At 66.7% G+C, this 23,332-nt stretch carries 21 protein-coding genes and 3 pseudogenes; 9 read left to right on the forward strand and 15 right to left on the reverse strand.

Annotated elements, in window-relative coordinates; all coding sequences use genetic code 11:
• Positions 1 to 435, forward strand: a pseudogene (locus A5736_RS25085) (alcohol dehydrogenase); the annotation flags it as partial.
• A 69-nt stretch (positions 436 to 504) separates the two neighbouring features.
• On the opposite strand, the gene A5736_RS25090 reads toward A5736_RS25085, so the two are convergent.
• Both A5736_RS25090 and A5736_RS25095 read right to left on the reverse strand, forming a co-directional pair.
• Entirely contained in the window at positions 505 to 891 is a 387-nt protein-coding gene (locus tag A5736_RS25090) for a PPOX class F420-dependent oxidoreductase (protein WP_076125223.1), read from the reverse strand.
• Positions 892 to 903: 12 nt separating this feature from the next.
• Complete coding sequence (locus A5736_RS25095) at positions 904 to 1,614, reverse strand: SDR family NAD(P)-dependent oxidoreductase (RefSeq protein ID WP_076249161.1); 711 nt, start codon at positions 1,612 to 1,614, stop codon at positions 904 to 906.
• Between the two features lie 132 nt (positions 1,615 to 1,746).
• Here A5736_RS25095 and A5736_RS25100 point away from each other — a divergent pair, with 132 nt between their 5' ends.
• Positions 1,747 to 2,301 carry a TetR/AcrR family transcriptional regulator gene (locus A5736_RS25100; RefSeq protein WP_076249196.1) on the forward strand — a complete coding sequence of 185 codons (555 nt, stop codon included), beginning with the start codon at positions 1,747 to 1,749 and terminating at the stop codon, positions 2,299 to 2,301.
• A gap of 2 nt (positions 2,302 to 2,303) precedes the next feature.
• On the opposite strand, the gene A5736_RS25105 is transcribed toward A5736_RS25100, so the two are convergent.
• Positions 2,304 to 3,506 (reverse strand): cytochrome P450, encoded by a 1,203-nt coding sequence (locus tag A5736_RS25105; RefSeq protein WP_076249162.1) that lies wholly within the window; start codon positions 3,504 to 3,506, stop codon positions 2,304 to 2,306.
• 10 nt (positions 3,507 to 3,516) lie between these two features.
• Entirely contained in the window at positions 3,517 to 4,350 is an 834-nt protein-coding gene (locus A5736_RS25110; RefSeq protein ID WP_076125217.1) for a mycofactocin-coupled SDR family oxidoreductase, read from the reverse strand.
• A gap of 179 nt (positions 4,351 to 4,529) precedes the next feature.
• Here A5736_RS25110 and A5736_RS25115 point away from each other — a divergent pair, with 179 nt between their 5' ends.
• Entirely contained in the window at positions 4,530 to 5,270 is a 741-nt protein-coding gene (locus tag A5736_RS25115) for a rhomboid-like protein (RefSeq protein ID WP_254848452.1), read from the forward strand.
• Here the strand turns inward: A5736_RS25115 and A5736_RS25120 are convergent.
• The gene (locus A5736_RS25120; RefSeq protein WP_254848453.1) at positions 5,218 to 7,545 is read right to left on the reverse strand and encodes an alpha/beta hydrolase-fold protein; all 2,328 of its coding nucleotides are present in this window, start codon (positions 7,543 to 7,545) and stop codon (positions 5,218 to 5,220) included. The genes A5736_RS25115 and A5736_RS25120 overlap by 53 nt on opposite strands.
• Before the next feature lie 119 nt (positions 7,546 to 7,664).
• Here A5736_RS25120 and A5736_RS27005 point away from each other — a divergent pair.
• Positions 7,665 to 8,213: pseudogene (locus tag A5736_RS27005) on the forward strand (DUF998 domain-containing protein); the annotation flags it as partial.
• A 33-nt stretch (positions 8,214 to 8,246) separates the two neighbouring features.
• Here A5736_RS27005 and A5736_RS25130 read toward each other — a convergent pair.
• Positions 8,247 to 9,386, reverse strand: a complete 1,140-nt coding sequence (locus A5736_RS25130) for a glycosyltransferase (RefSeq protein ID WP_076249164.1) — start codon at positions 9,384 to 9,386, stop codon at positions 8,247 to 8,249.
• A 93-nt stretch (positions 9,387 to 9,479) separates the two neighbouring features.
• On the opposite strand from A5736_RS25130, the gene A5736_RS25135 reads away from it, so the two are divergent.
• Positions 9,480 to 10,247, forward strand: a complete 768-nt coding sequence (locus tag A5736_RS25135; protein WP_076249165.1) for a class I SAM-dependent methyltransferase — start codon at positions 9,480 to 9,482, stop codon at positions 10,245 to 10,247.
• Between the two features lie 14 nt (positions 10,248 to 10,261).
• Here the strand turns inward: A5736_RS25135 and A5736_RS25140 are convergent, their stop codons facing one another.
• Both A5736_RS25140 and A5736_RS25145 read right to left on the reverse strand, forming a co-directional pair.
• A complete protein-coding gene (locus tag A5736_RS25140) occupies positions 10,262 to 11,740 on the reverse strand; it encodes an ATP-binding protein (RefSeq protein ID WP_076249166.1) in 1,479 nt (492 codons plus the stop codon).
• The gene (locus tag A5736_RS25145; protein WP_076125207.1) at positions 11,737 to 12,432 is read right to left on the reverse strand and encodes a response regulator transcription factor; all 696 of its coding nucleotides are present in this window, start codon (positions 12,430 to 12,432) and stop codon (positions 11,737 to 11,739) included. Before A5736_RS25145 ends, A5736_RS25140 begins: the two co-directional genes overlap by 4 nt.
• Before the next feature lie 1,037 nt (positions 12,433 to 13,469).
• Between A5736_RS25145 and A5736_RS25160 the strand changes: the two genes are divergently transcribed.
• Positions 13,470 to 14,459: a sulfotransferase family protein gene (locus tag A5736_RS25160; RefSeq protein WP_083667740.1), complete on the forward strand. Its 990-nt coding sequence runs from the start codon at positions 13,470 to 13,472 to the stop codon at positions 14,457 to 14,459.
• A gap of 68 nt (positions 14,460 to 14,527) precedes the next feature.
• Positions 14,528 to 15,166, forward strand: a complete 639-nt coding sequence (locus tag A5736_RS25165; protein WP_076249168.1) for a cutinase family protein — start codon at positions 14,528 to 14,530, stop codon at positions 15,164 to 15,166.
• Here A5736_RS25165 and ligD read toward each other — a convergent pair.
• Entirely contained in the window at positions 15,163 to 16,197 is a 1,035-nt protein-coding gene (gene ligD, locus A5736_RS25170) for a non-homologous end-joining DNA ligase (RefSeq protein WP_076249199.1), read from the reverse strand. The genes A5736_RS25165 and ligD overlap by 4 nt on opposite strands.
• A 37-nt stretch (positions 16,198 to 16,234) precedes the next feature.
• Between ligD and A5736_RS25175 the strand changes: the two genes are divergently transcribed.
• Positions 16,235 to 17,302 (forward strand): ATP-dependent DNA ligase, encoded by a 1,068-nt coding sequence (locus tag A5736_RS25175; RefSeq protein ID WP_076249169.1) that lies wholly within the window; start codon positions 16,235 to 16,237, stop codon positions 17,300 to 17,302.
• Here the strand turns inward: A5736_RS25175 and A5736_RS25180 are convergent.
• The gene (locus tag A5736_RS25180; protein WP_076249170.1) at positions 17,265 to 18,710 is read right to left on the reverse strand and encodes an HNH endonuclease signature motif containing protein; all 1,446 of its coding nucleotides are present in this window, start codon (positions 18,708 to 18,710) and stop codon (positions 17,265 to 17,267) included. The two genes, A5736_RS25175 and A5736_RS25180, sit on opposite strands and share 38 nt — an antisense overlap.
• A gap of 130 nt (positions 18,711 to 18,840) precedes the next feature.
• Here A5736_RS25180 and A5736_RS25185 point away from each other — a divergent pair, with 130 nt between their 5' ends.
• Positions 18,841 to 19,206: a hypothetical protein gene (locus A5736_RS25185; RefSeq protein WP_076125193.1), complete on the forward strand. Its 366-nt coding sequence runs from the start codon at positions 18,841 to 18,843 to the stop codon at positions 19,204 to 19,206.
• Between the two features lie 13 nt (positions 19,207 to 19,219).
• On the opposite strand, the pseudogene A5736_RS25190 reads toward A5736_RS25185, so the two are convergent.
• From A5736_RS25190 to A5736_RS25210, 5 genes and pseudogenes are all read right to left on the reverse strand, one after another.
• A pseudogene (locus A5736_RS25190) lies at positions 19,220 to 20,124 on the reverse strand (haloalkane dehalogenase).
• Position 20,125: 1 nt separating this feature from the next.
• A complete protein-coding gene (locus A5736_RS25195) occupies positions 20,126 to 20,611 on the reverse strand; it encodes an NUDIX domain-containing protein (RefSeq protein ID WP_076249171.1) in 486 nt (161 codons plus the stop codon).
• An 8-nt stretch (positions 20,612 to 20,619) separates the two neighbouring features.
• A complete protein-coding gene (locus tag A5736_RS25200; protein ID WP_076249172.1) occupies positions 20,620 to 21,975 on the reverse strand; it encodes a wax ester/triacylglycerol synthase family O-acyltransferase in 1,356 nt (451 codons plus the stop codon).
• 49 nt (positions 21,976 to 22,024) lie between these two features.
• On the reverse strand, positions 22,025 to 22,408 hold the full coding sequence (locus tag A5736_RS25205) for a DUF1330 domain-containing protein (RefSeq protein WP_076249173.1): 384 nt from the start codon (positions 22,406 to 22,408) through the stop codon (positions 22,025 to 22,027).
• 10 nt (positions 22,409 to 22,418) lie between these two features.
• A complete protein-coding gene (locus tag A5736_RS25210) occupies positions 22,419 to 23,276 on the reverse strand; it encodes an SDR family NAD(P)-dependent oxidoreductase (protein WP_076125437.1) in 858 nt (285 codons plus the stop codon).
• Positions 23,277 to 23,332 lie beyond the last annotated feature (56 nt).

Here is a 23,332-nt window from a genome sequence, read left to right on the forward strand (position 1 = left end):
TGGTGGCACGTGTGGCGTGCCGCCGAAGCCGCCGGCGCCACGACGCCGAAGCACCCCATCATCTTCGAATGTGTCGGTGTCCCAGGCATTATCGACGGGATCATCGCGGGCGCGCCGCTGTTCTCGCGCATCGTCGTGGTCGGTGTCTGCATGGGCTCGGACCACATCCGCCCGGCGATGGCGATCAACAAGGAGACCGATCTCCGGTTCGTGCTCGGCTACACCCCGCTGGAGTTCCGCGACACGCTGCACATGCTCGCCGACGGCAAGGTCAACGTCGCGCCGCTGATCACCGGGACGGTGGGGCTGCCCGGGGTCGAGGCCGCGTTCGACGCGCTGGGCGATCCGGAGGCGCACGCGAAGATACTGATCGACCCCAAGAGCGACGCTACGAGTCCCGTTCCGGTCGACGCCATTCCGCGACGCCGAGACTGAAACCGCGCACACCCGCCGCGGCGTTCTTGTGCGTGTTAGTGTCGCGGCGCCCGCGTGCCAGCAGCCCCGTCAACCGGCGGGCTGGATCTCCAGCCCGACGTGCACCTTGTCGATGCCGCCGCGCACGATCGAGTGCGCATAGAACCACCAGGCGTGGTACCAGTACCGCTTGAGCACGGCGTTGTAGACCCGCCGCGTCTCGGATTTCGGCAGGACCCGGGCGACGCCTTCGACCGGGTCGCCCTTGGGCTTGCCGAGTGCGGTGCTGCGCGCGATCGTCACCCGGGGCGTGTTGTTGATCCGCCTCACCTTCCACGAGCCGTCGTCGGTGATGACCAGCAGCTTGTCGCCGTCCGGCACTCCCCAGATCGCCGTCGGCTTGGGGCGGCCGTCCTTGGTGAAGGTGGTCAGGAGCAGGTACTTGGACTTGATCACGTCCTGAAAACTGGGAGCCACACCTAATGCTTATCAGGTGTTGCGACCACCGTTGACGCCGAGAATCTGTCCGGTGATGTAGCCGGCTTCCTCGGAGACGAAGAACGCGCACGCCGCGGCGATGTCCTCGGGCTTGCCCACGCGCCGAACCGGGGTGCGATTGATGTGGTCCGCTACGGTGCCGCCGAGCAGGTGCCGGCTCTCGGCGCTGCGCAGCATCGGTGTGTCGATGAACCCCGGCGGCACGGCGTTGACGGTGATTCCGCTCGGCCCGTACTCCAGCGCCAGCGACTTGGTCAGCCCGTTCACCGCGGACTTCGCCGCCACATAGTGGGCCATGAACGGCTGTCCGGAGTGCGTGCTGGACGACGAGATGTTGACGATGCGTCCCCAGCCGGCCTCGACCATGTCGGGCAGCACGGCCTGGATGGTGTGGAAGACGCCGTTGAGGTTGACGTCGATCACCCTGGACCATTCCTGGAAGGACATGGCCAAGAACTTCTTGAAGCCCTCCACCCCGGCGGCGTTGACCAGCACCAGGATTGGGCCGAACTCGTCGCGGATCGCCGATACCGCCGCATCGACCTGCGCGCGGTCGGTGACGTCGGCGACGTGTCCGGTCCCGTCGTCGGTGGGCGACAGATCGATGACGGCCACGTGAAATCCGTCGCGGCGCAACCGTTCCGCGACGGCACGGCCTATGCCCGACGCACCGCCGGTCACGACCGCCGTCTTCTGGCTCAATTCCTCACCCTCCGCGAAAGCTGAGCGATCGCTCAGGTCCGTTGGCCTCACCTGCCTATCACCCCGACGCACCACGGTCAAGTACGATTTGGGCAATCGCTCAACGAAGGTAGGTCGATGACCACTCGCGACATGCTGATCGACGCGACGAGTCGGATCATGGTCGACGAGGGCTACGCCGCGGCCACATCGCGGAGGGTCGCGGCCGAAGCCGGCGTCAAACCGGCGTTGGTGCACTACTACTTCCCCACGATGGACGAGCTGTACCTGGACGTGTTCCGGCGCGGCGCCTCCGCGTATCTGGAGCGGCAAAAGAAGGCGCTGGCCTCCGACCGGCCCCTGCATGCCTTGTGGGACACCCTGATCGGGCCGAAGGACACCCGGCTGCTGCTGGAATTCATGGGCCTTGCCAACCACCGCAAGGAGATCAGGGCCGAGATCGCGGCGTGGCAGGAGCGGTGGCGCGAAATGCAAATCACCGCACTGAACTTCGTCGTTCGCGAACATGGGCTTGACACAACGGAATTCCCACCGGCGGGAATCGCGGTCGTCATCGCGTCGATCGGCCGCATGCTCATCTTGGAACAGGCGCTCGGCACTTCCGGGGGTCACGACGAGGCCGTCGCGCTCGTCAACCGCCTGCTGGACCGGTACGAGATGCCGACACCGAAGCCGCGCCGCGGCTGAGCTCAGGGCAGCACCACCCGCAGCCGCTCCCAGCCGCGAACCGTCGACGTCGGCGCCAATTTCGCTGTGTCGTAGTCGATGTCCCATTCGGGCCAGCGGTTGAGCATCTCGTCGAGCGCGACGCGCCCCTCCAGCCGGGCCAGGTTGGCGCCCAGGCAGTAGTGCACTCCCTTGCCGAAGGTGATGTGCGAGATGTTGTCGCGGTGGATGTTGAACGTGTCCGGATCGGTGTAGCGGCGGGGGTCGCGATTGGCGGCTCCGAAGAGCAGCAGCATCGCGCCGCCGGCCGGAACGGTGGTGCCGTAGATTTCGAAATCCTTTGCCATCCAACGTGCTACGTGGGGGCCGGTGGGTTCGAACCGCAGCGTCTCGTCGACGGTGCGGTTCAGCAGCGACCGATCCTCGTAGATCTCCCGACGTTGGTCGGGATGCTCGGCGAGCACCTTGGCGAGCCAGCCGATCAGCCGACCCGTCGTCTCGTTACCGGCGCCGGCGACCACTTGCGTGTAGTGCAGGACCTCCTTGCGGGTGAGCTTGCGGTGCACGCCCGCATCGTCGTCGAACTCGACGTTGAGCAGCTGCGTCATCAGGTCGTCGGACGGGTTCTTCGATCGCCACTCGACGTAGTCGGCGTAGATCCGGCCGTCGGCGATGGAGTCGGCGTCGGCGACCTTCAGCGGGGCGCCCGGCTTGGTCCGCAGGTTGGCATCGTTGGCGTCCCGGACCGAGATCTGCTCGGACTCGGGAATTCCCAGCAGCATGCCGATCACCCGCATCGGCATCATCGACGCGAGCTCGGCGATGATGTCGAATCCGTCCGATCCGACGAGCGGATCCAGGCACCGGACGCAATAGGCGCGGATCTGGTCTTCGATTTCGGCCATTCGGCGCGGGGTGAATACCCGTGACATCAGCCCGCGCAGTGCCGTGTGCTCGGGCGGATCCTGGAACATCATGACGCCGCCGGGCATGTCGAATTTCGACTTGATCAACTCGAGGATGTCGCCGCGTCGGTTGGAGAAGGTCTCCCAGTTGGCCAGTGCCCGTTCGACGTCGGAATGTCGTGATATCGCCCAGAAGTCGTAGCGCTCGTTGTAGTAGATCGGCGCCTCGTCGCGCAGCCGCGCGTAGGTCGGATAAGGGTCGGCGTTGATGCCGGTGTCGTAGGGGTCGTAATAGACGTCCGTGTCGTTGGTGACGGTCACGATGCGTTCCTTACTTCAGGCTGCTGCCGGCATCCACGTTGAGCGCGACGCCGGTGATGTAGCGCGCTTCGTCGGAGGCCAGGAACAGCACGGCGTTGCTGATGTCTTCGGGGGTCACCCACGGGATCGGCAGGACGTGAAAGCTCTGGCACACCGGCGCGAGATCGTCCGGACCGGGGTTTTCCAGTTCGGGCCGAAATGCGCGGTAGGTCTGCTCGTTCATCAACAACGGCGAATTCACATGGGTCGGGAGAACGGCGTTGACCCTGATCATCCGCTGACCCAATTCGACGGCGAACGATCGCATCAGGCCGATCACCCCGTGCTTGGCCGCCACGTAGTGCCCGACGTGCGGGTAGGCCTTGAAACCGGCCACGGAGGACGTCAAGACGATCGAGCCGCCGCGATCGCCCCGCAGGATGTGTGGAACGCCGGCCTTCACCGTCTTCCAGACCCCGCTCAGATTGACGTCGATCATCTCCTGCCACAGCGCCTCGTCGGCCTTGTGCAGCTTTCCCGCCGTCGTACCGATACCGGCGTTGGCCACGATGACGTCCAGGCGACCCAGCTGCTCGACGCCGCCGTCGACGACGGCGCTCAGGGCGTCGAAATCGCGCACGTCGACTTCGGCGGTGACGACACGGCCCCCGGCGTTCTTCACCATCCCCGCCGTCTCGTCGAGATCTTCCGGCGTCGCGCCGTCGGCGGGCGAAGCCTCGAATTTGCGGCAGATGTCCACGGCGATGATGTCGGCCCCCTCCCGCGCGAGCCGCACCGCGTGGCTTCTGCCCTGCCCGCGGGCCGCCCCCGTCACGAACGCGACCTTGCCGTCCATCCGGCCCATTGCACCCTCCGCCCGGGCTGTTTTTGGGCGATCGCCCAATTTGCTGCGCAGGGCCATGTCTAGCAGCATCACGATTGCCTCGTCAAGAGCCCCCGACAATCTGTGAAGATTCATCACACGCGTGTGAAAGCTTCGTTAAGAACGTGGCCGATCGCGCCGCCAACCAGCATCGTTGACGTATGAAGGCGACGGTTGCGCGATTGCGCGTCACGGCCGGATACGCACTGTTGCTGATCGGGGTCTCTCTTACGCTGACCATGCTCGGTCCGCACGCGCGCGAGGCCGCCGTGAGCCGCATGAGTACCAACTTGCACAATCTGCGCCACGGCCACATGGGCACCCTGGTCGGCAGCGCCTTCGTCGACGGCAGCGATGCGGTCTATGTCTGGTTGCCCGGCTTGGTGTGCCTGCTGGCGCTCGGCGAACTGATTTGGCGCAGTAGGGGTTTGGTCCTCACGTTCACGGTCGGTCACATCGGCGCGACGCTGTTGGTCGCGATAGGTTTGGCCGCCGCGCTGAAGGCGGGATGGCTGCCGATGTCGGTGGCGCGGGCCAGCGACGTGGGGGTCAGCTACGGCGCGGTGTGTGTTCTTGGCGCGCTGACGGCATCGATACCGTCGCGCTGGCGGGCGGCCTGGGTCGGGTGGTGGCTCGGCGTGGCGATGATCGCGGCCCTGGGAGCCGACTTCACCGCCTTCGGTCACATCCTCGCGCTGCTGCTGGGCATTCGGCTGTCCTTCCAACTGCCGTCAACGGCCCACTGGACACCCATGCGGGTGGCCTTACTTTCCGTCGGCATCGCGTTCGGCTACTTCGTGCTCTCCGGGCCGTCGATGGTCGCGCCGGTCGCGGGTGCGGCGGGCGCGCTCATCGCGGTTCTGGCCGGCCACGCCCTAAGGCCCCGCCCGCAGCAAGCGTGATCCCGTGTCGCCCCTGTGGCACCGCGACGGTCGTATCCGTAAACGCACCATCGATCCGCGCGACGGTGCCGGGCGCCAGCTTGTCCAGGGTTAATTGCACCGGGCAGTCGGTGATGACCGTGACCGTGCTGTAGGGCAACGCCGCAACCCCAGCCCGGCCGGCGTCGACAGTCAGGGCAGCGACACCGGTGAGGCGCAACGTCAGCCGGGGTTGCGGTTGGGGGTGCGGACCCAGCCGCCAGGTCCGCTCCGCGTAAAACCCCGGCGTCGGCTTGAAATTCAGGATGAGGCCGCCACGCCGGCGCGTGCTCCGCGTCCGATCTGGTCGGGCGTATGACCGGGCGTCCACTGTGGCGACCGCGCCCCGCTTGGAGGCGGTCTGCGGATCCGCCTGCAGACCCGATATCCACCAAACCCGGTGTGGCCCAATACCCAGGTCGGTGCGCACCAGCTGCGGGTACCAGGAGAAGGTGATATGGCCGGGGTCCGGGTGACGGGTTGCGGTGCCCATATGGGCGACCGCGTCGTCGAACTTGCCCTGCGCCGCAAGAACGATGTGGTCTTCAGCCAGGTACGCCACGAAGCGGTAACGGTACCCAAGCCGGTCGAGCCGCAGCACCTGCGGCACTACCGAGAAGATTGGCACCAACTCATCGAGCACACCGTGGGCGATGACGAAGGGCAACCATCGGGCGTTGTGGAGCAGCGGCCAGGTTTCGCCCTCACGCGCGCAGTGCGAGTCCGGGTTTCGGTCGGCCGCCATTTTGATCCCGGGCAGTAGGCGCACCCCGCAGGTGGGGGCCCCGGCGAGAACGACGGCCTGCGCAAACGCCGTCGGGTATGTCAGCGCCAGCCGATAGGCCGCATAGCCGCCCATCGAAAAACCGGCAATCACAGTGCGATTGGGATCCGTACCGAGCTGTTCGGCGACCCGCGCCCAGACCTCCCACAGGTCGAGCTCACCCTCGTCGAGAAACCAACACGCCGGGCCACGACCCAGCGGCGTGGCGACCACCGAGTCGCGCCCGTCGCAAATCTGTTGCACCAGGCGGGGATTCACCGCGGCGAACTGGTTCTTGCCCATCGCTATCGAGTGCAGGAGCAGCGTCAGCGGCAGCGCCTTACCCGGTGCGAAGGTCTTCGGCAGGCAGATCGAGTAAGGCTGTACACGCCCGAGGAACTGCGGCTCGGTGGACAACAAGTCCGCGTCGGCGATCCCCTGCCCAAGCTCCACCGAGGAGACGTACCACCGCGTCGACGGGCCCGTCACCACTGGTTCGTCGGTCGTTGTGCCAGCGGCGAGTTCGTCCCACGCCACCGCCAGCGAGAACTGCGACACGTCGCCGTCGTCGAGCGCCTCAGCCTGCGCCTTGTCCAGCCAGAAGTTGTAGCGTTGCGGCTCCTGCTCGTGGCGGCGGAACGCGATGTTGTAGACGTTGGGTTGACGCGGCCGCGCCCCACGCTCGGGAGGCACTTCCGCGAACCCGTCACCCGCCGGGTTGGCCAGGCCGGACACCAGCCGCACCGTCCATTTCCCGGCCGGCTCCACCAGCTCGCGCGGAATCTGCGCCAGAAACGACCGCGCGTTCCCGTCGACGGAGTGTCCGACCGCTGTGGTTGTCCGCGTCGCCAGGTCGATCAGCCACGCGCCCGCACCCGAAATCAGCAGCGCCGAGTCGATACCGGCCGAGCGAACACCCGCGCCTGCGGGCCACTGCCCAGTGCCACCGGGATCCCGGCCGGTGTCGAATGCGAACAACGCGATCGGCACCGACGGATCCTGCAGCGTGTTCCAGTCGACCCGCCACCAGGTGTGGGTTTCGGTGAGGCCGACCGCGACGCGGAAGATATCGGCGCCGTTGCGGGCCGCTGCCCCGTCGGGATAGAGATAGGTGCCCTTGGGCGGCACGATGCGTCCCGCCGCCGGCAGCCTGACGCGCGTGCCGGTCGCGCCGTGGTCGTCATAGAGGAAATCCGTCCAAAACGACGCGCCAGCGGCCAAGCGGCCGGTGCCGCAGGTGCGCGGAAAGTGCTCACCGAACGGCCAGCCGACCGGTGACGGTAGCTGCGGCTCGGGCCGCCGCGCCGCCGGAGGTGCCCCCTCGGGCATGCCGTCGACCACGACCAGGGGGGCACCCGGCGGCGGTTCCACCTGCGCCTGATTCGGCGCCGCACCGAGGAGCCGGCCCACAGAGCGCACGGGTAGCTGCGCTACATCAAACAACGACACCGGCAGTCGACGGCTGATCCAGCGGGCCGGGGGTTTCATCACCATCCAAGCGCTAGGCATCCTTTGCGGTGCCTACCCGGTACCGCGGTTCGCAACCTTGAGGAAGGCTGAGAACCGTGCCGCCGATTCTGTTCGGCGGGCGTCAGCCCGGGTAACCACCCACAATGGCAAGGCGGGTGACAACGCCTTGGTGGGCTGTGGTGTCGGCGGCGGCTGCGCCGACCGTCCTGCTGGCGTGCGCCAGCATCGCGCGCTCGATGCGGATCGATTCCTACGACCCGTTCACCCAGACTCTCAGCGCCCTGGCCCTGACCGGCCGCGGCGACTGGATCATGACGGCGGGGTTCGCGGTCAGCGCCGGCTGCCTGATCGTCACCGCCGCCGGGCTACGAGTGCTGCCCGGCCTGCCGCGCATCGCGTTGGCGATCGCCGGTTGCTGCGGTCTCGCGACCGCCGCGCTGCCCGATCGGCTTGGCACCGCCACCGCTCACATAGCGGCCACCGGGCTGGGCGTCATCCTGTTGGCAATCTGGCCGGTGCTCACGGTTTCGCCGGACCCGACGATGCCTTGGCCGCGGCGCAGGCGTTGGGCCATTTCGGTGTCGGCGCTGCTGTTCGGACTGGTGGTCTGGCTGTGTTGCGATGCGTGGAGCGGCATCGATGTGGGGCTGAGCGAACGCGCCGCCGCGACGGCGGAAATGCTTTGGCCGCTGGTCGTGGTTGTCAGCGTTCGCCACTTGACCGAACTAGGCTCGGCGACCCAGGCGGGCGGCGTCTTCGAGCAGATCGGCAGCGGCGGTGACGCTTTCGGCGGGTGTGGTCATCTGGGCGGCGACCTCGCGGGTCCGCCTGACGCGGTGCGGAGTGAGGATGGACCGCAGATCTGCGACCAGCAGCTTCTGGGTGGTCTCGAAGAAGGGGCGCGCGGTCCCGACATCTAGTCGGCTGACCGCGGCACCCCACATCGGCTGATCGACCGAAACCCAAAGGATCAGCGTCGGGGCTCCGGCCCGGATGCCCGCGAACGTGGTGCCGGGTCCCCCGTGGTGGACGACCGCACGGCAAGCGGGAAAGACGGCCGAGTGGTTCACCGCGTCCACAATCTTGACGTGCTCGGATTGCGAGATGTCGGTGAAATCGCTTGCGCCACTGCAAATCAACGCCCGCTCGCCTAGCTCGGCGCAGGCCGCACTGATCATCGCGACCGCGTCATCGGAAGACGCGACTCGCACGCTGCCGAAGCCGAAGTAGATCGGCGGCGTGCCCGCGTCAATCCACGACGCGACCTCGTCGTCGACGTCCATCCGCAACTCCAGCGTCAGCCCGCCAACGAAAGGGCGCCGGAGTCCGCGCTTCGCCCATTCGGCGGCCAGCCCGGGAAAGAACAGCTCGTCGTAGGCCTGGATCTCCAGCCATTCCGACGGCCCTGTTTCCTCCGGCAGGCCCAGTTCCCACCGGTGGGCGTCCTCCGCGTCTTTGGTTATGCCCGGACCACCGGCCTCGATCGGGTAGAAGTGCAGGGTGGCCAGCGGAATGCCGTAGTACTCCCCAACATTGGCGGCCAGCCCTTGTTGACTTGGGTCCGCCAGCAGCAGATCGGCCCCGTCTGCCAACGACGTCAGTGCCGTACCCACCTCCGGCCAGTATTGGGTGACATCCCGCAAGATTTCCCACATCATGCTGATCGGATTCGGCATCGGCGCGAATTTGCGGACCAAGTTCGCGCCGTGGGGAACCGCGGCAAGCCCGGCCGATTCGACGAACTCGAGATAGGCGGGCGGGACCGCCATGCGTACTTCGTGACCTCGGCGCTGCAGCTCCCGACCGACGGCTGCGTACGGCTCGGCATCGCCCCGACTTCCCAGGGTTGCCAGCGCAAATTTCATCGCGGCAAATGTAACGCAGCGATGCCCTTCGCCCCAAAAGATCGCTGCGAGAACCCGTTTCAGTGCCCAGCGCCGAGTTGTACGCTTGCATCAATGCTGAAGCTCGAGACCGCTGCACGATATGCGCGCGCGTCCGCACAAATTCCCGGCTTCTTCTACCCCGCCGACTTCATGCTGTTTGATTTCATCCTGGGCCACCAGCTCGACGGCGGAGTCGCGGGAGACATGCTCGAGATCGGAGTCTACCTGGGTAAATCGGCCATATTGATGGGCTGCGGCCTGCGCCCGGACGAGCGCCTCATCGCGTGCGATCTGTTCGAAAAGGTGATGTCGCAGGAGGACATTCCCATCCAGGACCGGGAACCCTACGACGGTCTGGATGTCGCGGCGTTCCGGCGCAACTGGGAGCAGTTTCACAGCCGACGACAACTCGACATCAGAATTTGTGACTCGGCGCAATTAACCGACCTCCCGCCGTTGCGTTTCGTGCACATCGACGGCGGCCACAGCTATCAGCGCGCCAGGGGCGACATCAAGCTCGTCGCCAAGCACGCCGGCCAGCGGGGCGTGATCAGCCTGGATGACTACCGGATAACGGAAAAACCCGGCGTCGCGACGGCAATCGCCGAAGCCGTCGCCGTCGGCGAGCTTTTTCCGTTCTGCGCGTCAGACATGAAGCTATACGCCGCCACCAACGACGACGATCAAGCACATTGGGCTGCCGTCTTGAAAACGATGCCGGGAGCAGGCGTGTCCACGTTCCCCGACTATGACGTGGTGACGGTGGCCATGCAGGTAAGCCAGCCCGTCGTGTTCGCAAATCTGTTGTTTTGCATGTCCGGCCGTCGCGGCGACGTGTGACTGAGCAGCCCCGCTTATGGCGCTCCGGGATGCGGCGGCAAGGTGAGCCGGAACCGCGCCCCTCGATCGTTGGGCACGCAGACGAGATCTCCGCGATGAGCACGCGCCAGCGCCCGGGCGATGGGCAGGCCGAGCCCGGCGCCGCCGTGGTCGCGATCGCGGGCTAGGTCCAGACGGACAAGCCGGTCAAAGATCCGCTCACGGTCGGAGTCTGCGATACCGGAGCCCGAATCGGTGACGGTCAACTCGACATGCGGCCCAGCCCTGCACACATCGATCACGATGTGCCCGCCGGATGGGGTGTGTCGGCGGGCATTGTCGACGAGATTCGACACGATCTGGGCAACGCGGGTCCGGTCGGCGCGCACGGGCACACTCGGCTCACCCGTGCGCGTGATGGCGATATCCGGAGAGAGCACGGCCACTCGCTCGCATTCGGCTTCGGCGATCTCGACGAGGTCGGTATCGGAGAGGTCCAGTGTCACCCCGGCGTCGATGCGGCTCAGATCCAGCATGTCGGCGACCAGTCGACCGGCCCGTTGGGATTCGGCCAAAAGCATTGCTGCGCGGCGGTATTGGGCTTTCGCGCGAGCATCTTCGCCGCCTTGGGCGGCGGCCCCCATCAGCTGTTCGGCAGCGACGCCGATTCCGGCCATGGGTGTGCGCAGTTCGTGGGCGGCATCGGCCAGGAACTGGCGAGTGCGCTGTTCGGATGCTTCCAACGCGTCGAGCATTCCGTCGAAAGCCGCTGCTGCGCGGCCGAGTTCGGTGCCGACGCGGTCGGGTCGCAGTCGCCTGCCGCGGTCGCCGCTGGTGATCGATCGTGCGACGGAGGTAAGCCGATCCAGAGGTCGCAGGGCGGCGCGGGAGACGGCGGTGACCAGTAGACCGGCCACCATCAGCGTGATCAGGCCGCCGGCCAGCAGAACTTCGCGCAGCCGTCGGATCAGCGCGGTGGTTTGGGTGGTGTCCGCGACCAGGATCACCCGGCCGCCCGATGTCAGCGAGTGCACCACCACGGTGGCGGTGGCGTCGGGTGGCGCGACCGGTGGTGGTGGGGGCGGGGGCCACCCCGGTGGTGGCGGCCAGCCCGGTGGTGGCGGCGGCCAGCCCAATGGTGGTCCCGGCCAACCCGGTTGCGGCGGCGGAGGCGGAGGTTCCGTGGGTCCGCTGGTCGTGTCGGGGTGGATGGCGTGATCACCGTAAGTGGTTCCGTCCGCGGCGACGAGCAGCGCGCGAATTCCTCCGCCCTCGAGTTGTGCCACCAGGCGATCGGGCGGGACATTGGCGGCGGCCAACGCGTCGGCACGGGCGGCGGTGGCCATCAGCCGATCGTGGAGGTCGCGGCGGGTCTGCGCCCCGAGCATCAGGTCAATGGTCAGGCCCAGCACCAGCAAAAGGACGCCGAGCACACCGAGGACCATCAGGGCGACCCGCCGGCGCAACGAGGGCGTGCGGGTGTGCGCGGGGCCCGCGGCGCGCCGGCCACTCATTGCCGGACTGGTTGCAGGCGGTAGCCTATGCCGCGCACCGTCTGCAGGATGCGGGGTCCGTGCGCCTCCAGTTTGCGGCGCAGTCCGCTGACGTGGACATGCACCAGGTTGGCGTCGTAGGCGTCATAGCCCCAGAGGGCGGTCAGGATCTGCCCGGTACTCACGATGCGGCCGCGCTGCTCGACCAGGAACCCGAGCAGCCGCAGTTCGGTGGCGGTCAGGTCCAGGGGCGATCCCGCCCGAGCGGCGACCGAGGCGCCGAGGTCCAACGTCAGGTCGCCGCATTGGATAACGGCGGGTAGCCGGCCGCGGCGGCGCAGCACCGCGCCGACACGCGAGATCACCTCGGCGAGCTCGAAGGGTTTGACCACGTAATCGTCGGCGCCGCCGTCGAGCCCGCGCAGCCGGTCGGGCAGGCCATCACGGGCAGTGAGCAACACGATGCCGGCGTGGCCCCAGTCGCGGATGACATCGATCAACGCGAAGCCGTCGCGCCCGGGCATCATCACGTCCAGGACCACCAGATCGGGACGAAATCCTTCCAGGACATCCTCCAGCCCCGCCCCGTCTGTGCGGGCCGCGGTGATGTACCCGACCTCGGTCAGCGCCTCCCGCACCATTTCGCGGATCGTCTCTGAGTCCTCGACGACCAGCACGCGGGCCCCTGCGCCTGGGCGGGATGTTTGTTTCATGCCCTCATTCTCGGCCGCTTCCTGAAATCCACCTGAAGAAACCGGGCTCCTGCGCGATGTCTTCAGGTTGGCTTCAGATTCGCTTCCTAGCTTCGCCCGCATCGCAACAATTCGCACACCGGGAGGAAGCTATGGCCGACGAGCAACCGTTACACACACCCGAGGCGCCGAGGGGCTCTGCGCCCCCACCGTCCGTCGTGCAACGGCACCCCGTCGGCGTCGCGGTCGGCGCGGGCGTCGGCGGCCTGATCGTGGGGGCGATCCTGACCGCGCTGTTGCTTCCGTTGGCCTGGGGACCACCGCCCGGTCCCTTCGGCATGCCACCGCCACCGCCACCACCGGCGTGGGCAATCCCACCGGGCTGGGGCCCACCACCGCCCGGGCCGGCCTTCGCACCGCCCCCGCCAGCGGGGCGCCCGCAACTGCCGGAGCCCGGCCTTCCGCCGGCTGGACCGCCGCCAAGCGCGTCCCAGCCCGCGCCAGTTGGACCGACAAGCAGATAGGAGTAACGGCCGAACATGAAGATCAAACAGGTAATCGCTGGTTCCTTGCTCGCGGGTGCCCTTGGGATAACCGCGGCGGGCTTCGGTATTGGGATAGCCAGTGCGGATCCCCCGCCCCCACCGCCGGGGCCCGGCCAACCTTGGCTGCCACCGCACGGGCCTGGTGGTCCGGCTGGACCGCTTGCGCCACCGCCGCCGCCTGGCCCGGATGGGCCGCCACCGCCTGGAGCGCCGCACCCGCCGGGCTTTTAACTTCGGCGTGCGGTAGCTGGATCGAGGGTGGCCGTCCCAAGCGCTGTTGAGGGGCGGCCACCGCTCACTAGGAAACTGAGCATCATAGTTTTTGTGCCAAACAAGACAAATTGTATTAATTTCACCTTTACACATGCATCGTAGTATGTAAATGTTTACTTCAGACACAGCGGCACCAAACACGGAGGGCTTGGTGAGCAAATGTCGTCCCGCGCTGTTTTTCATGCGAGCGGCTATCGGATTGGGCGCAATCGGCGCGCCACTGCCGGGCGGCCACGCTTAATGCCAAGCCGGCAGTTGACCACAGTCGCCGCGCAGAGCGGGCCTGCGGCCCGCTCGGTCATTCTGTTCGTGTTGGGGATGAACCGATCCGGAACGTCGGCGCTCACGCGGGTTCTCTCGCTGTGCGGTGGTGCACTGCCCGGCAAGCTGGTGGGCGCCATGGCGGACAATCCGGTCGGCCATTGGGAGCCGCGCGCGGCCAATTACCTCAACGAAACAATTTTGCGGCGCCACGGCAGCACCATGTTCGACCCGACACTACGCCTCCACGAGGACGGTCCGTTCGATGCCGAAGCGAAGGCCGCCTGCATCGCCGAGATCCGGGCGTTTTTGACCACGTTGCCGGCCGCGCCGCTGGTGCTGATCAAGGACCCGCGGATCACGGTGCTGTCCAGTGTGTGGTTCGACGCGGCACGTCAGGCCGGATTTGACGTCGTGACCGTGATCGCGGTGCGCCATCCGCAGGAAGTCATCGCCTCGGTCGCGGCAAGCAGTGGAGCCTCGGCGCAGCTATCGAGTGCCTTGTGGCTGAAATTCAATCTGGTGGCCGAAAGACACACGCGCGGCATGCCGCGAGTGTTCGTCGATTACGCCAACCTTCTCGCGGATTGGCGCCGGGAGGTAAAGCGGATTTCCGAGGCGCTTGCCATCGACCTCGATGCCCGGGACGAGGACGGCGCAATCGAGGAGTTCCTCCAAGACGATCTCCGTCGGCAGCGACACTGCGGCCCGGTCACAGACTCCTTCGGCACGGACTGGATTTCCACCGTCTACGAAACCTTGGGCGCTGCCGCGCGGAATGAGTCCTGGGATGAGTCTGCGTTGGAACGCGTTTACGCGGAGTACCGAGCGAGCGAACAGGATTTCCGAACGGCATTCGAGGATTTCCGCCGCTTCCATAAGCTCAACCGGCTGGTGCGGCCATCCATTTTTAAGCTGATCATGGAAGTCTGGGCGCTGGCTCACCGGCGCAAAGGCACTTGGGCCTAAACTGGCCCGGCCGGGCCGACTACACTTTCATTCGGTCCCAACGAATTGCAGCGATACGGCATTTGGCAATGCGCGCACGAACCGTCGCTCGCATCCTGTGTGCGGCGGTGGTCATCACATGGACGCCACTGACCGCGTTCATCGATACCCGCTACGCCTTCGCGGGCCCGTGTTCCGACGTCGAGGTGGTATTCGCTCGCGGCACCAACGAACCTCCCGGCGTCGGAGGGGTCGGCCAGGCATTCGTGGACTCCCTTAGGTCGCGTGTTGGCGGCCGGTCCGTCGGCGTATACGCAGTCAACTACCCCGCCACCGACGATTTCATGCGGAGTTCGTTGGCCGGGGCCGGCGATGCGGTCGGTCATGTCCAGTCAACGGTTGCGAACTGTCCCAACACCAGAATCGTGCTCGGCGGGTACTCGCAAGGCGCGGGCGTGATCGATATGGCCACCGACAACCTGCCGCCCCAGGCAGCGAGTCATGTCGCCGCGGTCGCCGTCTTCGGGAATCCAGAAAGTAACTTCGCGAGAACGCTTGGGGGCGGCCGGCTTCCGACGATCAGCCCGCTCTACCGCCCGAAGACGATTGACCTGTGCGTTCCCAACGATCCGATCTGCTCCGAAGGGAGAAACCCGACCGCACACGTTTTGTATGTTCAGTCCGGGATGACCAACCAGGCCGCGGCATTTGCAGCCGATCGGCTCTAGTTTCGCTGGTCCTTGAGATCGGTGTCGCGGCTCGGCTGAACACGTTTCGGTTCGCCCGGCATTTTCGGGTAGTTCGGCGGGTAGGGCATGTCGCCAAGGCCGCGTCGTTCGTCGGCCTCGACCATTTCCAGCAGCGGCGCAATAGACTGAGCAACGGAATCCATTGCGGCCCAAGGGTCGTCGCGGCCGGCCACGAGATCGGGCACCGTCGCCATCGTGTAGTCGTCGGGCTGGGCGCCGGCCAGCTCGTCCCACGCCAGCGGCGTCGACACGGTGGCGATCGGGGTGCGCCGCACCGAATACGCCGACGCCATGGTGCGGTCCCGGGCGTTCTGGTTGAAGTCGATGAAGATACGCTCGCCGCGCTCCTCCTTCCACCATGAGGTGGTGACCAAATCCGGTGCACGGCGTTCGACCTCACGGGCCAGCGCGATGCCCGCCCGGCGGACTTGAATGAAGTCCCAATCGGTGGCGATCCGTAGGAACACGTGGATGCCGCGGCCCCCGGACGTCTTGGGATAACCGATCAGACCCAGCTCGTCGAGCAGGGGCCGCAGCACGTCGACCGCCACCGTGCGGGCCTGCTCGAAGGCGACGCCGGGTTGCGGGTCCAGATCGATGCGCAGCTCGTCGGGGTGCTCGGTGTCGGGCCAGCGCACCTGCCATGGGTGCAGCGTGACGGTGCCCATCTGCGCGGTCCACACGATCGCAGCCGGGTGGGTCACCTTCAACGCGTCGGCGGTTCGTCCCGACGGAAACGTCACCCGGCAGGTCTCGAGGTAGTCGGGATGATGCTGCGGCACCCGCTTTTGATAGATCTCCTCGCCGTCGATGCCGTCCGGGAAGCGCTGCAGATGGGTGGGCCGATTGCGCAGCGTGTCCAGCATCGGCCCGCCCGCCACGGCGCGGTAGTACTCGACGAGCCGCCGCTTGGTGCCGTTCGACCCGAGTTGGGGGAAATACACCTTGTCCGGATTGGTCAGCCGAACCGCGATGCCGTCGACGTCGACCTCTTCTGCTGGTGCGGCCACACCACGATTCCAACATGCCGCAGGCCACAATGAACCAATGGACTTGCCCGTGATGCCGCCGATCTCGCCGATGCTGGCCAAGTCGGTGCGGTCGATCCCGCCCGATGCGTCATACGAGCCGAAGTGGGACGGGTTCAGGTCCATTTGTTTCCGCGACCACGATCAAGTGGAGCTGGGCAGCCGGAACGAGCGGCCGATGACCCGCTACTTCCCCGAGCTGGTCGCGGCGGCACAGGCCGAGCTGCCGCAGCGGTGCGTGATCGACGGCGAGATCGTCATCGCCACCGACCACGGCCTGGACTTCGAGGCGCTGCAGCAGCGCATCCATCCCGCCGATTCGCGAGTGCGGATGCTCGCCGAGAAGACGCCGGCGTCGTTCATCGCGTTCGACCTGCTCGCCGTCGACGACGAGGACTACACGCAGCGGCCGTTCGAAGAGCGGCGCGCGGCCCTCGTCGACGCCCTGGCCGATTCCGGGCCCGCGTTCCATGTCACGCCGGCCACCACCGATCTCGGGACGGCAGAGCAATGGTTCGAGGAATTCGAGGGCGCGGGCCTGGACGGCGTCGTCGCCAAGCCGCTGGCGATCACCTATCAGCCGGACAAGCGCGTCATGTTCAAGGTCAAGCACGAGCGGACCGCGGACTGCGTGGTCGCCGGGTATCGAGTCCACAAATCCGGCGGCGACGCCATCGGCTCGCTACTGCTCGGGTTGTATCAGGACGATGGCCAGCTGGCGTCGGTCGGAGTCATCGGGGCCTTCCCGATGGCCGAGCGGCGCCGGCTGTTTATCGAGCTGCAGCCGCTGGTCACCGACTTCGAGGACCATCCCTGGAACTGGGCGGCCCACGAAGCCGGCGAGCGCACGCCGCGCAAGAACGAGTTCTCCCGCTGGAACGCCGGTAAGGATCTGTCGTTCGTCCCGCTGCGGCCCGAGCGGGTCGTCGAGGTGCGCTACGACCACATGGAAGGCCAGCGCTTCCGCCACACCGCCCAATTCAATCGCTGGCGCCCCGACCGCGATCCACGGTCATGCACCTACGAACAACTCGAACAGCCGGTCAGTTTCAGTCTGGGCGACATCGTTCCGGGCCTGGGGCACTGAGCGCGCGTTCGGAGTCGATGCGCCGCCTGCGGTCCTGCTCGCGGGTTCGCCGGCGGACCGGCATCATCAGCCCGCGATCGCCGATCGGGCGATATGTCGTTGAGGCAGTGGGTAATTCGCCCGTGGGCAAGCACAGGCTGGGAAACAGCAGGCGACTGCCCGGACGGGTGATGTAGGTCCGCCCGGCGGGAGATGTCCAGACAACGGTGCCATCCGGCCGCTGCTCGTCGCGCCAGCCCGTCCAAAAGGTTTTCAAGAGGTGGTGTTTTCGACAGAGGCACTTCAGGTTTGACGGGTGCGTCGGCCCCATCGGATAGGGCACGGTGTGGTCGATGTCGGTGAACTCGGCGGGTCGGTCGCAGCCCGGGAACCGGCAGGTCATATCGCGGCATCGGATGAATCGGTCCAGGTCGGCCGAGGGGCGATAACCGGCCTCGGGCATAGCGTCGCCGGGATGGAGCACGGGCCGGACCTTCGCGCCGCCACGAATCAGCTCGGCCAGCACCGCCGCGGGGATCAAACCACCGTTGGTGAGCCGTGCCGCGGGCGGCCTGGGTTCCGCCGTTAGCCCGGGTTTCGCCGCGACGGCAGCCGCGTCGGCGACGACGTGGATGACGACGCTCCTCGCCCGCTCGTCGGCGTCCGCGCCAGCGGTGCACTCCGTATTCCCACAGCCGCAGGCGAGCCGGTCGGCCCCGGCGGCCAGCGCGCCGAGTGCGTCGGCGCGGCGCTGGGCGATGGTGCGCGGATCGTCATGGCATACGTCGTGCGCCATCTGATCCAGCCGCCGGTCCAACACGGCCGCGTCACTCTCGTATAGAGAACCCCACAGCTGTGCGGTGCCGGACTGATCTCCCGCAGGGGTGATCACGACCTCGCGGCCGCGGGCGCTGGCATGGGTACGACGCAAGGCACCGGGGTCGTAGCGGTCCACGACGTAATCGATGGCTTCCGCCGTCTTGTTGATCGACAGCGGCCCGAATGTCACGACGCTCTCGGCCAGCGTCGCATCAACCAGCCGCATCGTCTCCGGATCCTTGATGAGGTCGGTTCGCCACACGATTGTCGCCGCGAGCCGGGCGCTGATCATGCCATCGGCGAACAGGGCCGCGACTTGTGGCACCCGGTCCCGCAAGGCGACGGCCAGATACATCTGACCCGATGCCATGCTGTGGCTAATACCTTGGGCGGCAGCGACTTCGGCCGCCATAGCATCCCAGTTGTCACACGACCAGTAGGCGCAGTCGGTAGGGCCGACGGCATGGCGCCCCACAAACTCGGCGGTGGCCGCGAGCCGGCGTGCGGCGGCGGCCGCCTCGACCCGCGCGCACTGGGTGATGGCCACCGCCAATGCCGCATCGTCGGCGTGCGCCAGCCCGCCCACATCCGGCAATGCGCATTCGAACATAGTTTCGACTCTAGTGAGGAGTCCCGACGCTCCGCGACGCCCGAAAGCCCATCTGTGGATGAAGCGCCAACTGTGGATTAACCGAGCAACCCAGGGTTTAGCCCACCAGCGCGACGGGCACGCGAGGTACATGTCCGTAACAGCGTTCAAGGATCTGCCGCTGGCCGACCGCGACCGCAAGTGGGACGGCGGCGCCGCCGAAAAGCGGGTCCGGAAGTGGGCCGGAGCGGAACACAAACCGAACCAGAAGTACCGCGATGCCCACATCTGGTACGACGCCGGCAACAAAGATAACTTCACCGCGTACAAGCTGCTGTTCGCCGACGTCATCGGCGGCAAGCTCAAAGCGGTACCGCGAGGGGTGATGATCGCCGGCGCGATCATGGACGGCGCCCGGGGCGGCATCGACTTGCCCAAGAGCGACATCGACCGGGTCCGAAGCCACCTGGCGAAGTACTACAAGAAGATGGACGAAAGCGCGCCGTGGGAGCGCTGAAACTTCGAAAGCCCTAGCGGCTCAAGAATTCCGCGATGTGGTTGGCGAGCTCTTCGCCCGCATCCTCTTGCAAGAAGTGTCCGGCGTCGCGAATCAGCGGATGGTCGACGCCCTGCGCGCCGCGCATCGCATGCCGGAAGATCTCGCCCATCGGCCCCGTGATGGGGTCGCTGTCGCTGAAGGCGACCAGCATCGGCGTGGGGCTCACCGACAGCTTCGCCCAGGCCTCTTTGTTGGCCGCGGACGCGGGATCGTCCGGTGCGGTCGGCACCAGGCCGGGCATGGCGCGCGGTCCCGCGCAATACTCGTCGTCCGGAAACGGCGCGTCGTAGCCCGCGCGCACCTCGTCGCTCATCGGGCGGCGACAGCCACTCTGGACGAACGCGCCGATGTTCAGCTCCGGTGCCGTCGTGATGGCTTCGCGAAAACGCCACCAGACCTCGGGCAGTGGCTGCTCGCCGTCGGGCAGGCCGGTGTTGGCGACGACCAGGCGGGAAAACCGTTCGGGATGCTCTGCGGCCAGGCGCAATCCGATCAGCCCGCCCCAATCCTGCCCGACCAGGGTCACGTTGCGCAGGTCCAGCACATCGAAGGCCAGCGCCCGCATCCACTCGACGTGGCGTGCGTAGCTGTGGTCCGCGCGGCGGGTCGGCTTGTCCGAACGGCCGAACCCGACTAGGTCGGGGCACACGACGCGATGCCCGGCGGCTGCGAGTATTGGAATCATCTTGCGGTACAGGTAGGACCACGACGGCTCACCGTGCAGCATGAGAACGGGGTCGGCGCTCTCCGGGCCATCTTCGACCAGGCGACCCGCAGCGTAGCGCCGTCGCCATCGGGGATGTCGCAATACCTTGGGGCATAGGGAAATTCGGGCAGATTGTCGAATCGTTCGCCGGGTGTCCGTACCGTCTGCATTTCAGGTCCCTTCGTCCAAGCCCGCCAACTCGGGCAGGGTCATCAATCGCTCCAGAAACGGCCGCTGTCCCTTGAGCAGCTTGGTGCGGGCCTGCGTCACCGGGAACCAGCCGACGCGATCGACTTCGGGGAACTCCCGCAACTTGCCCGAGCCCTTCGGCCATTCGAGTTCGAAGGTGTTGCTGCGCGTATCGGTGACGTCGAGATCGGCCCGCACGCCGAAGGCCGTAACCACTTTGCCGCTGGGCTGTTTGAGCCGACCGAAATCGACGCGCGGCCCCGCGGGCGTCGGCAGCCCGAGCTCCTCGGAAAACTCCCGCTGCGCGACCGTCCAGGGGTCCTCGCCGTCGGTGTACTCACCCTTCGGGATCGACCACGCCCCGTCGTCCTTACGCGCCCAAAACGGGCCACCCGGATGCACGATCAGAACTTCGACGACACCGTCGCTAACCCGGTACAACAGCACACCGGCGCTGAGTTTGGGCATCTAGTTACTCAGACCCCGACGGCGCGTTCCAGGTCTTTGAGCGACGACTCCAGGTGGGCGAGCAGGCGCTGCAGGTGCGGCACGCTGCGCCGGCACCCGGTCAAACCGAAATCGAGATTGGCGCCGTTGCTGACCAGGGTGATGTTCAGCGCCTGGCCGTCCACGATCGCCGATAGCGGATAGCTGCCGTCCAGCCGCGCGCCCCCGTAATACAGCTGCTCGTGCGGCCCCGGCACATTCGATATGACCAGATTGAACGGGGGCGACGTCGACGACACCCACCCCGGAACCGCCGCCAGGGCCAGCGAACCCATGTTCATCGCCGACAGCGCCAGCGCCTGGAACCGGGGCAATTCAGAGAACACCTTCTTGTTGTTGCGCATCGACTCGCTGACGATCTCCAGCCGTCTGGCCGGATCCTCGATGTCGGTGGCCAGGTTGCACAGGATGGCTCCGACGAGGTTGCCGCCGGCGTCGGCCTCGTGTTCCTTGCGCAGGCTCACCGGAACCATCGCGACCAGCGGGGTGTCCGGCAGCGCGTTCTGCTCGAGCAGGTAGTAACGCAGCGCCCCCGAGCACATCGTCAGGACCACATCGTTGAGAGTCACGCCCGCGGCCTTCTTGACGTTCTTGACGCGGTCCACCGACCACGACTGCGCCGCGCACCGCCGGGCGCCCCCGATCTTGACGTTCAACATGGTGCGCGGGGCCCCGAACGGCAGCGTCACCCGCTGCTCGAACAGCGCCGCGCGAGCCAGCGAAACCGTCGAAGGAGCCAGTGCGGCAACACCTCCCGCCGTCCGTTTCAGCGTGCTCAACGGCGACGACGGGACGGACTTGCGTTTGGGTTTGAGCAGGCCCCATGGCGCCCGGATCTCGCGATCGTCGGGGTCGGGCGACAACGAGCGTTGCATCAGCTTCAGGGCCGAGACGCCGTCGATGAGCGCATGGTGCATCTTGGTGTAGACCGCGAAGCGGCCGTCCTTGAGGCCCTCGATCACGTACGCCTCCCACAGCGGACGGTGGCGATCGAGCAGGCTGCTGTGCAGCAGCGAGGTCAGCTCGAGCAGGTCCCGAACCCGGCCCGGGGACGGCAGCGCCGAGCGCCGCACGTGATAGTCGATGTCGAGGTCGTTGTCGTAGGACCACGCGAGATTCGCGATTCCACCGAAGAACGTGGCGGGACGCTTGAGAAAGGTGGGCTGGAAATCCTGCTGCGCGACCAGCCGGTCGTAGAACTCGCGGACGAATCCCCGATCGGCGCCGGCCGGTGGCTCGTATAGCGCTAGGCCCCCGACGTGCATGGGGTGCTCACGGGATTCCCCCAGCAGAAACACCGAATCGGTGGGCATCATCAGTTCCATCCACCAATTAGACCCCCACGGGGAAGCAACCCGCTAGCGCCTCAGGAGATCACTCCGACGCGACCGACCACGCCGACGTCGCGATCAGGTCCCCGCGCTCCAAACCGGCGGCACGATTCTCGTGGATCTTGGCGTACTCCTGAGTGGTCACCATGTCGATGAACGCCTGCGGCGACGGGTATCGAACGACGAGAACCGCGTCCCACCAAGGCCGTTCGCCCTCGCCGATGACCACCGCCGGCGCGCCTCCCGCGTACAGCACGGTGGCACCGACGCGTTCGAGGTGCGGTGTGACCTCACGGCCGTACTGCGCATAGCGCTCGAGGCCGCCGTCAGCCTTGAACTTCAGCAAGTTGACCATCACCACCGGTTCGTCCGCCGGCCGCGCGGCCAGCGCCGCGAACTGTTCGGGAGTGGGTTGCAGGCTGCTCACGTGAATCTCCTTACAGCAGATCGGTGATCGTCTTCAGGCCCGCGTCGTAGAGCACGCCGGGCAGCATGCCGCCGTCGTGCTCGATCGTCGTGCCGTTGACGAAGTCCGCGTCCCCGCTCGCGAGAAAGACGCACACGCGGCCCACCTCCGCCGGTTCCCCCGCGCGGCGCAACGGGACGGCGGCGAAGTACTTTTCGCCGGTCGGATCGTCTTTGGGCAGCACGAACGACCGGAAGTTCTCGGTCATGGTCGGGCCCAGCGCGACGCAGTTGACACGAACCTTCGGTCCCCACTCCTCGGCCAGCGACCGCGTGAGGTGATTGAGCCCGCTCTTGGCCGCGCCATAGGAGACCAACGTCGGAGATCCCGCCGGATGCCCGGCACCGCTGGAAATGTTGATGATGCAGCCGGTGCCGTCCTGGGTGGCCATCTGCCGGTACACCCGAATGGCGAACCACAGCGGGCTGATGAGGTTCATCTGCACCGCGTAAGCGTGAAACAGCGCCGTGCGCTCGAAGTCGTCGTCGCTTCGCGGCGCGCCCTGAATGCGTTGGACGAGTTCGGGAATGCTCTCCACATGCGGCGCCGGGACGGTGCCGCCGGCGTTGTTCACCAGGATGTCGATTCGGCCGTGGGTCGCCACGACGTCGGCGACGAGAGAGTCGATCGAGTGGTAGTCACCTTGGTCGCACACTCGTTGCGAAGCTCGGGCCGCCCAGCCGGCTTCCACGCCGGGGATGGTGTCCAGCGGCGAGCGTGAGCAGCCGACTACCGTGGCGCCGGCGCGGAGCAGTTCATGCGCGATCCCGACGCCGACGCCGCGGCTGGTCCCGGTGACGATCGCAACCTTGCCGTCGAGAACGCCCACCGACCGACCTTCCTCATTGACAGTCACTGCCAGGTAGTCATACCGTGCCATCTCGT

This window comes from Mycobacterium sp. SP-6446 (assembly GCF_001954045.1).
GTDB lineage: Bacteria > Actinomycetota > Actinomycetes > Mycobacteriales > Mycobacteriaceae > Mycobacterium.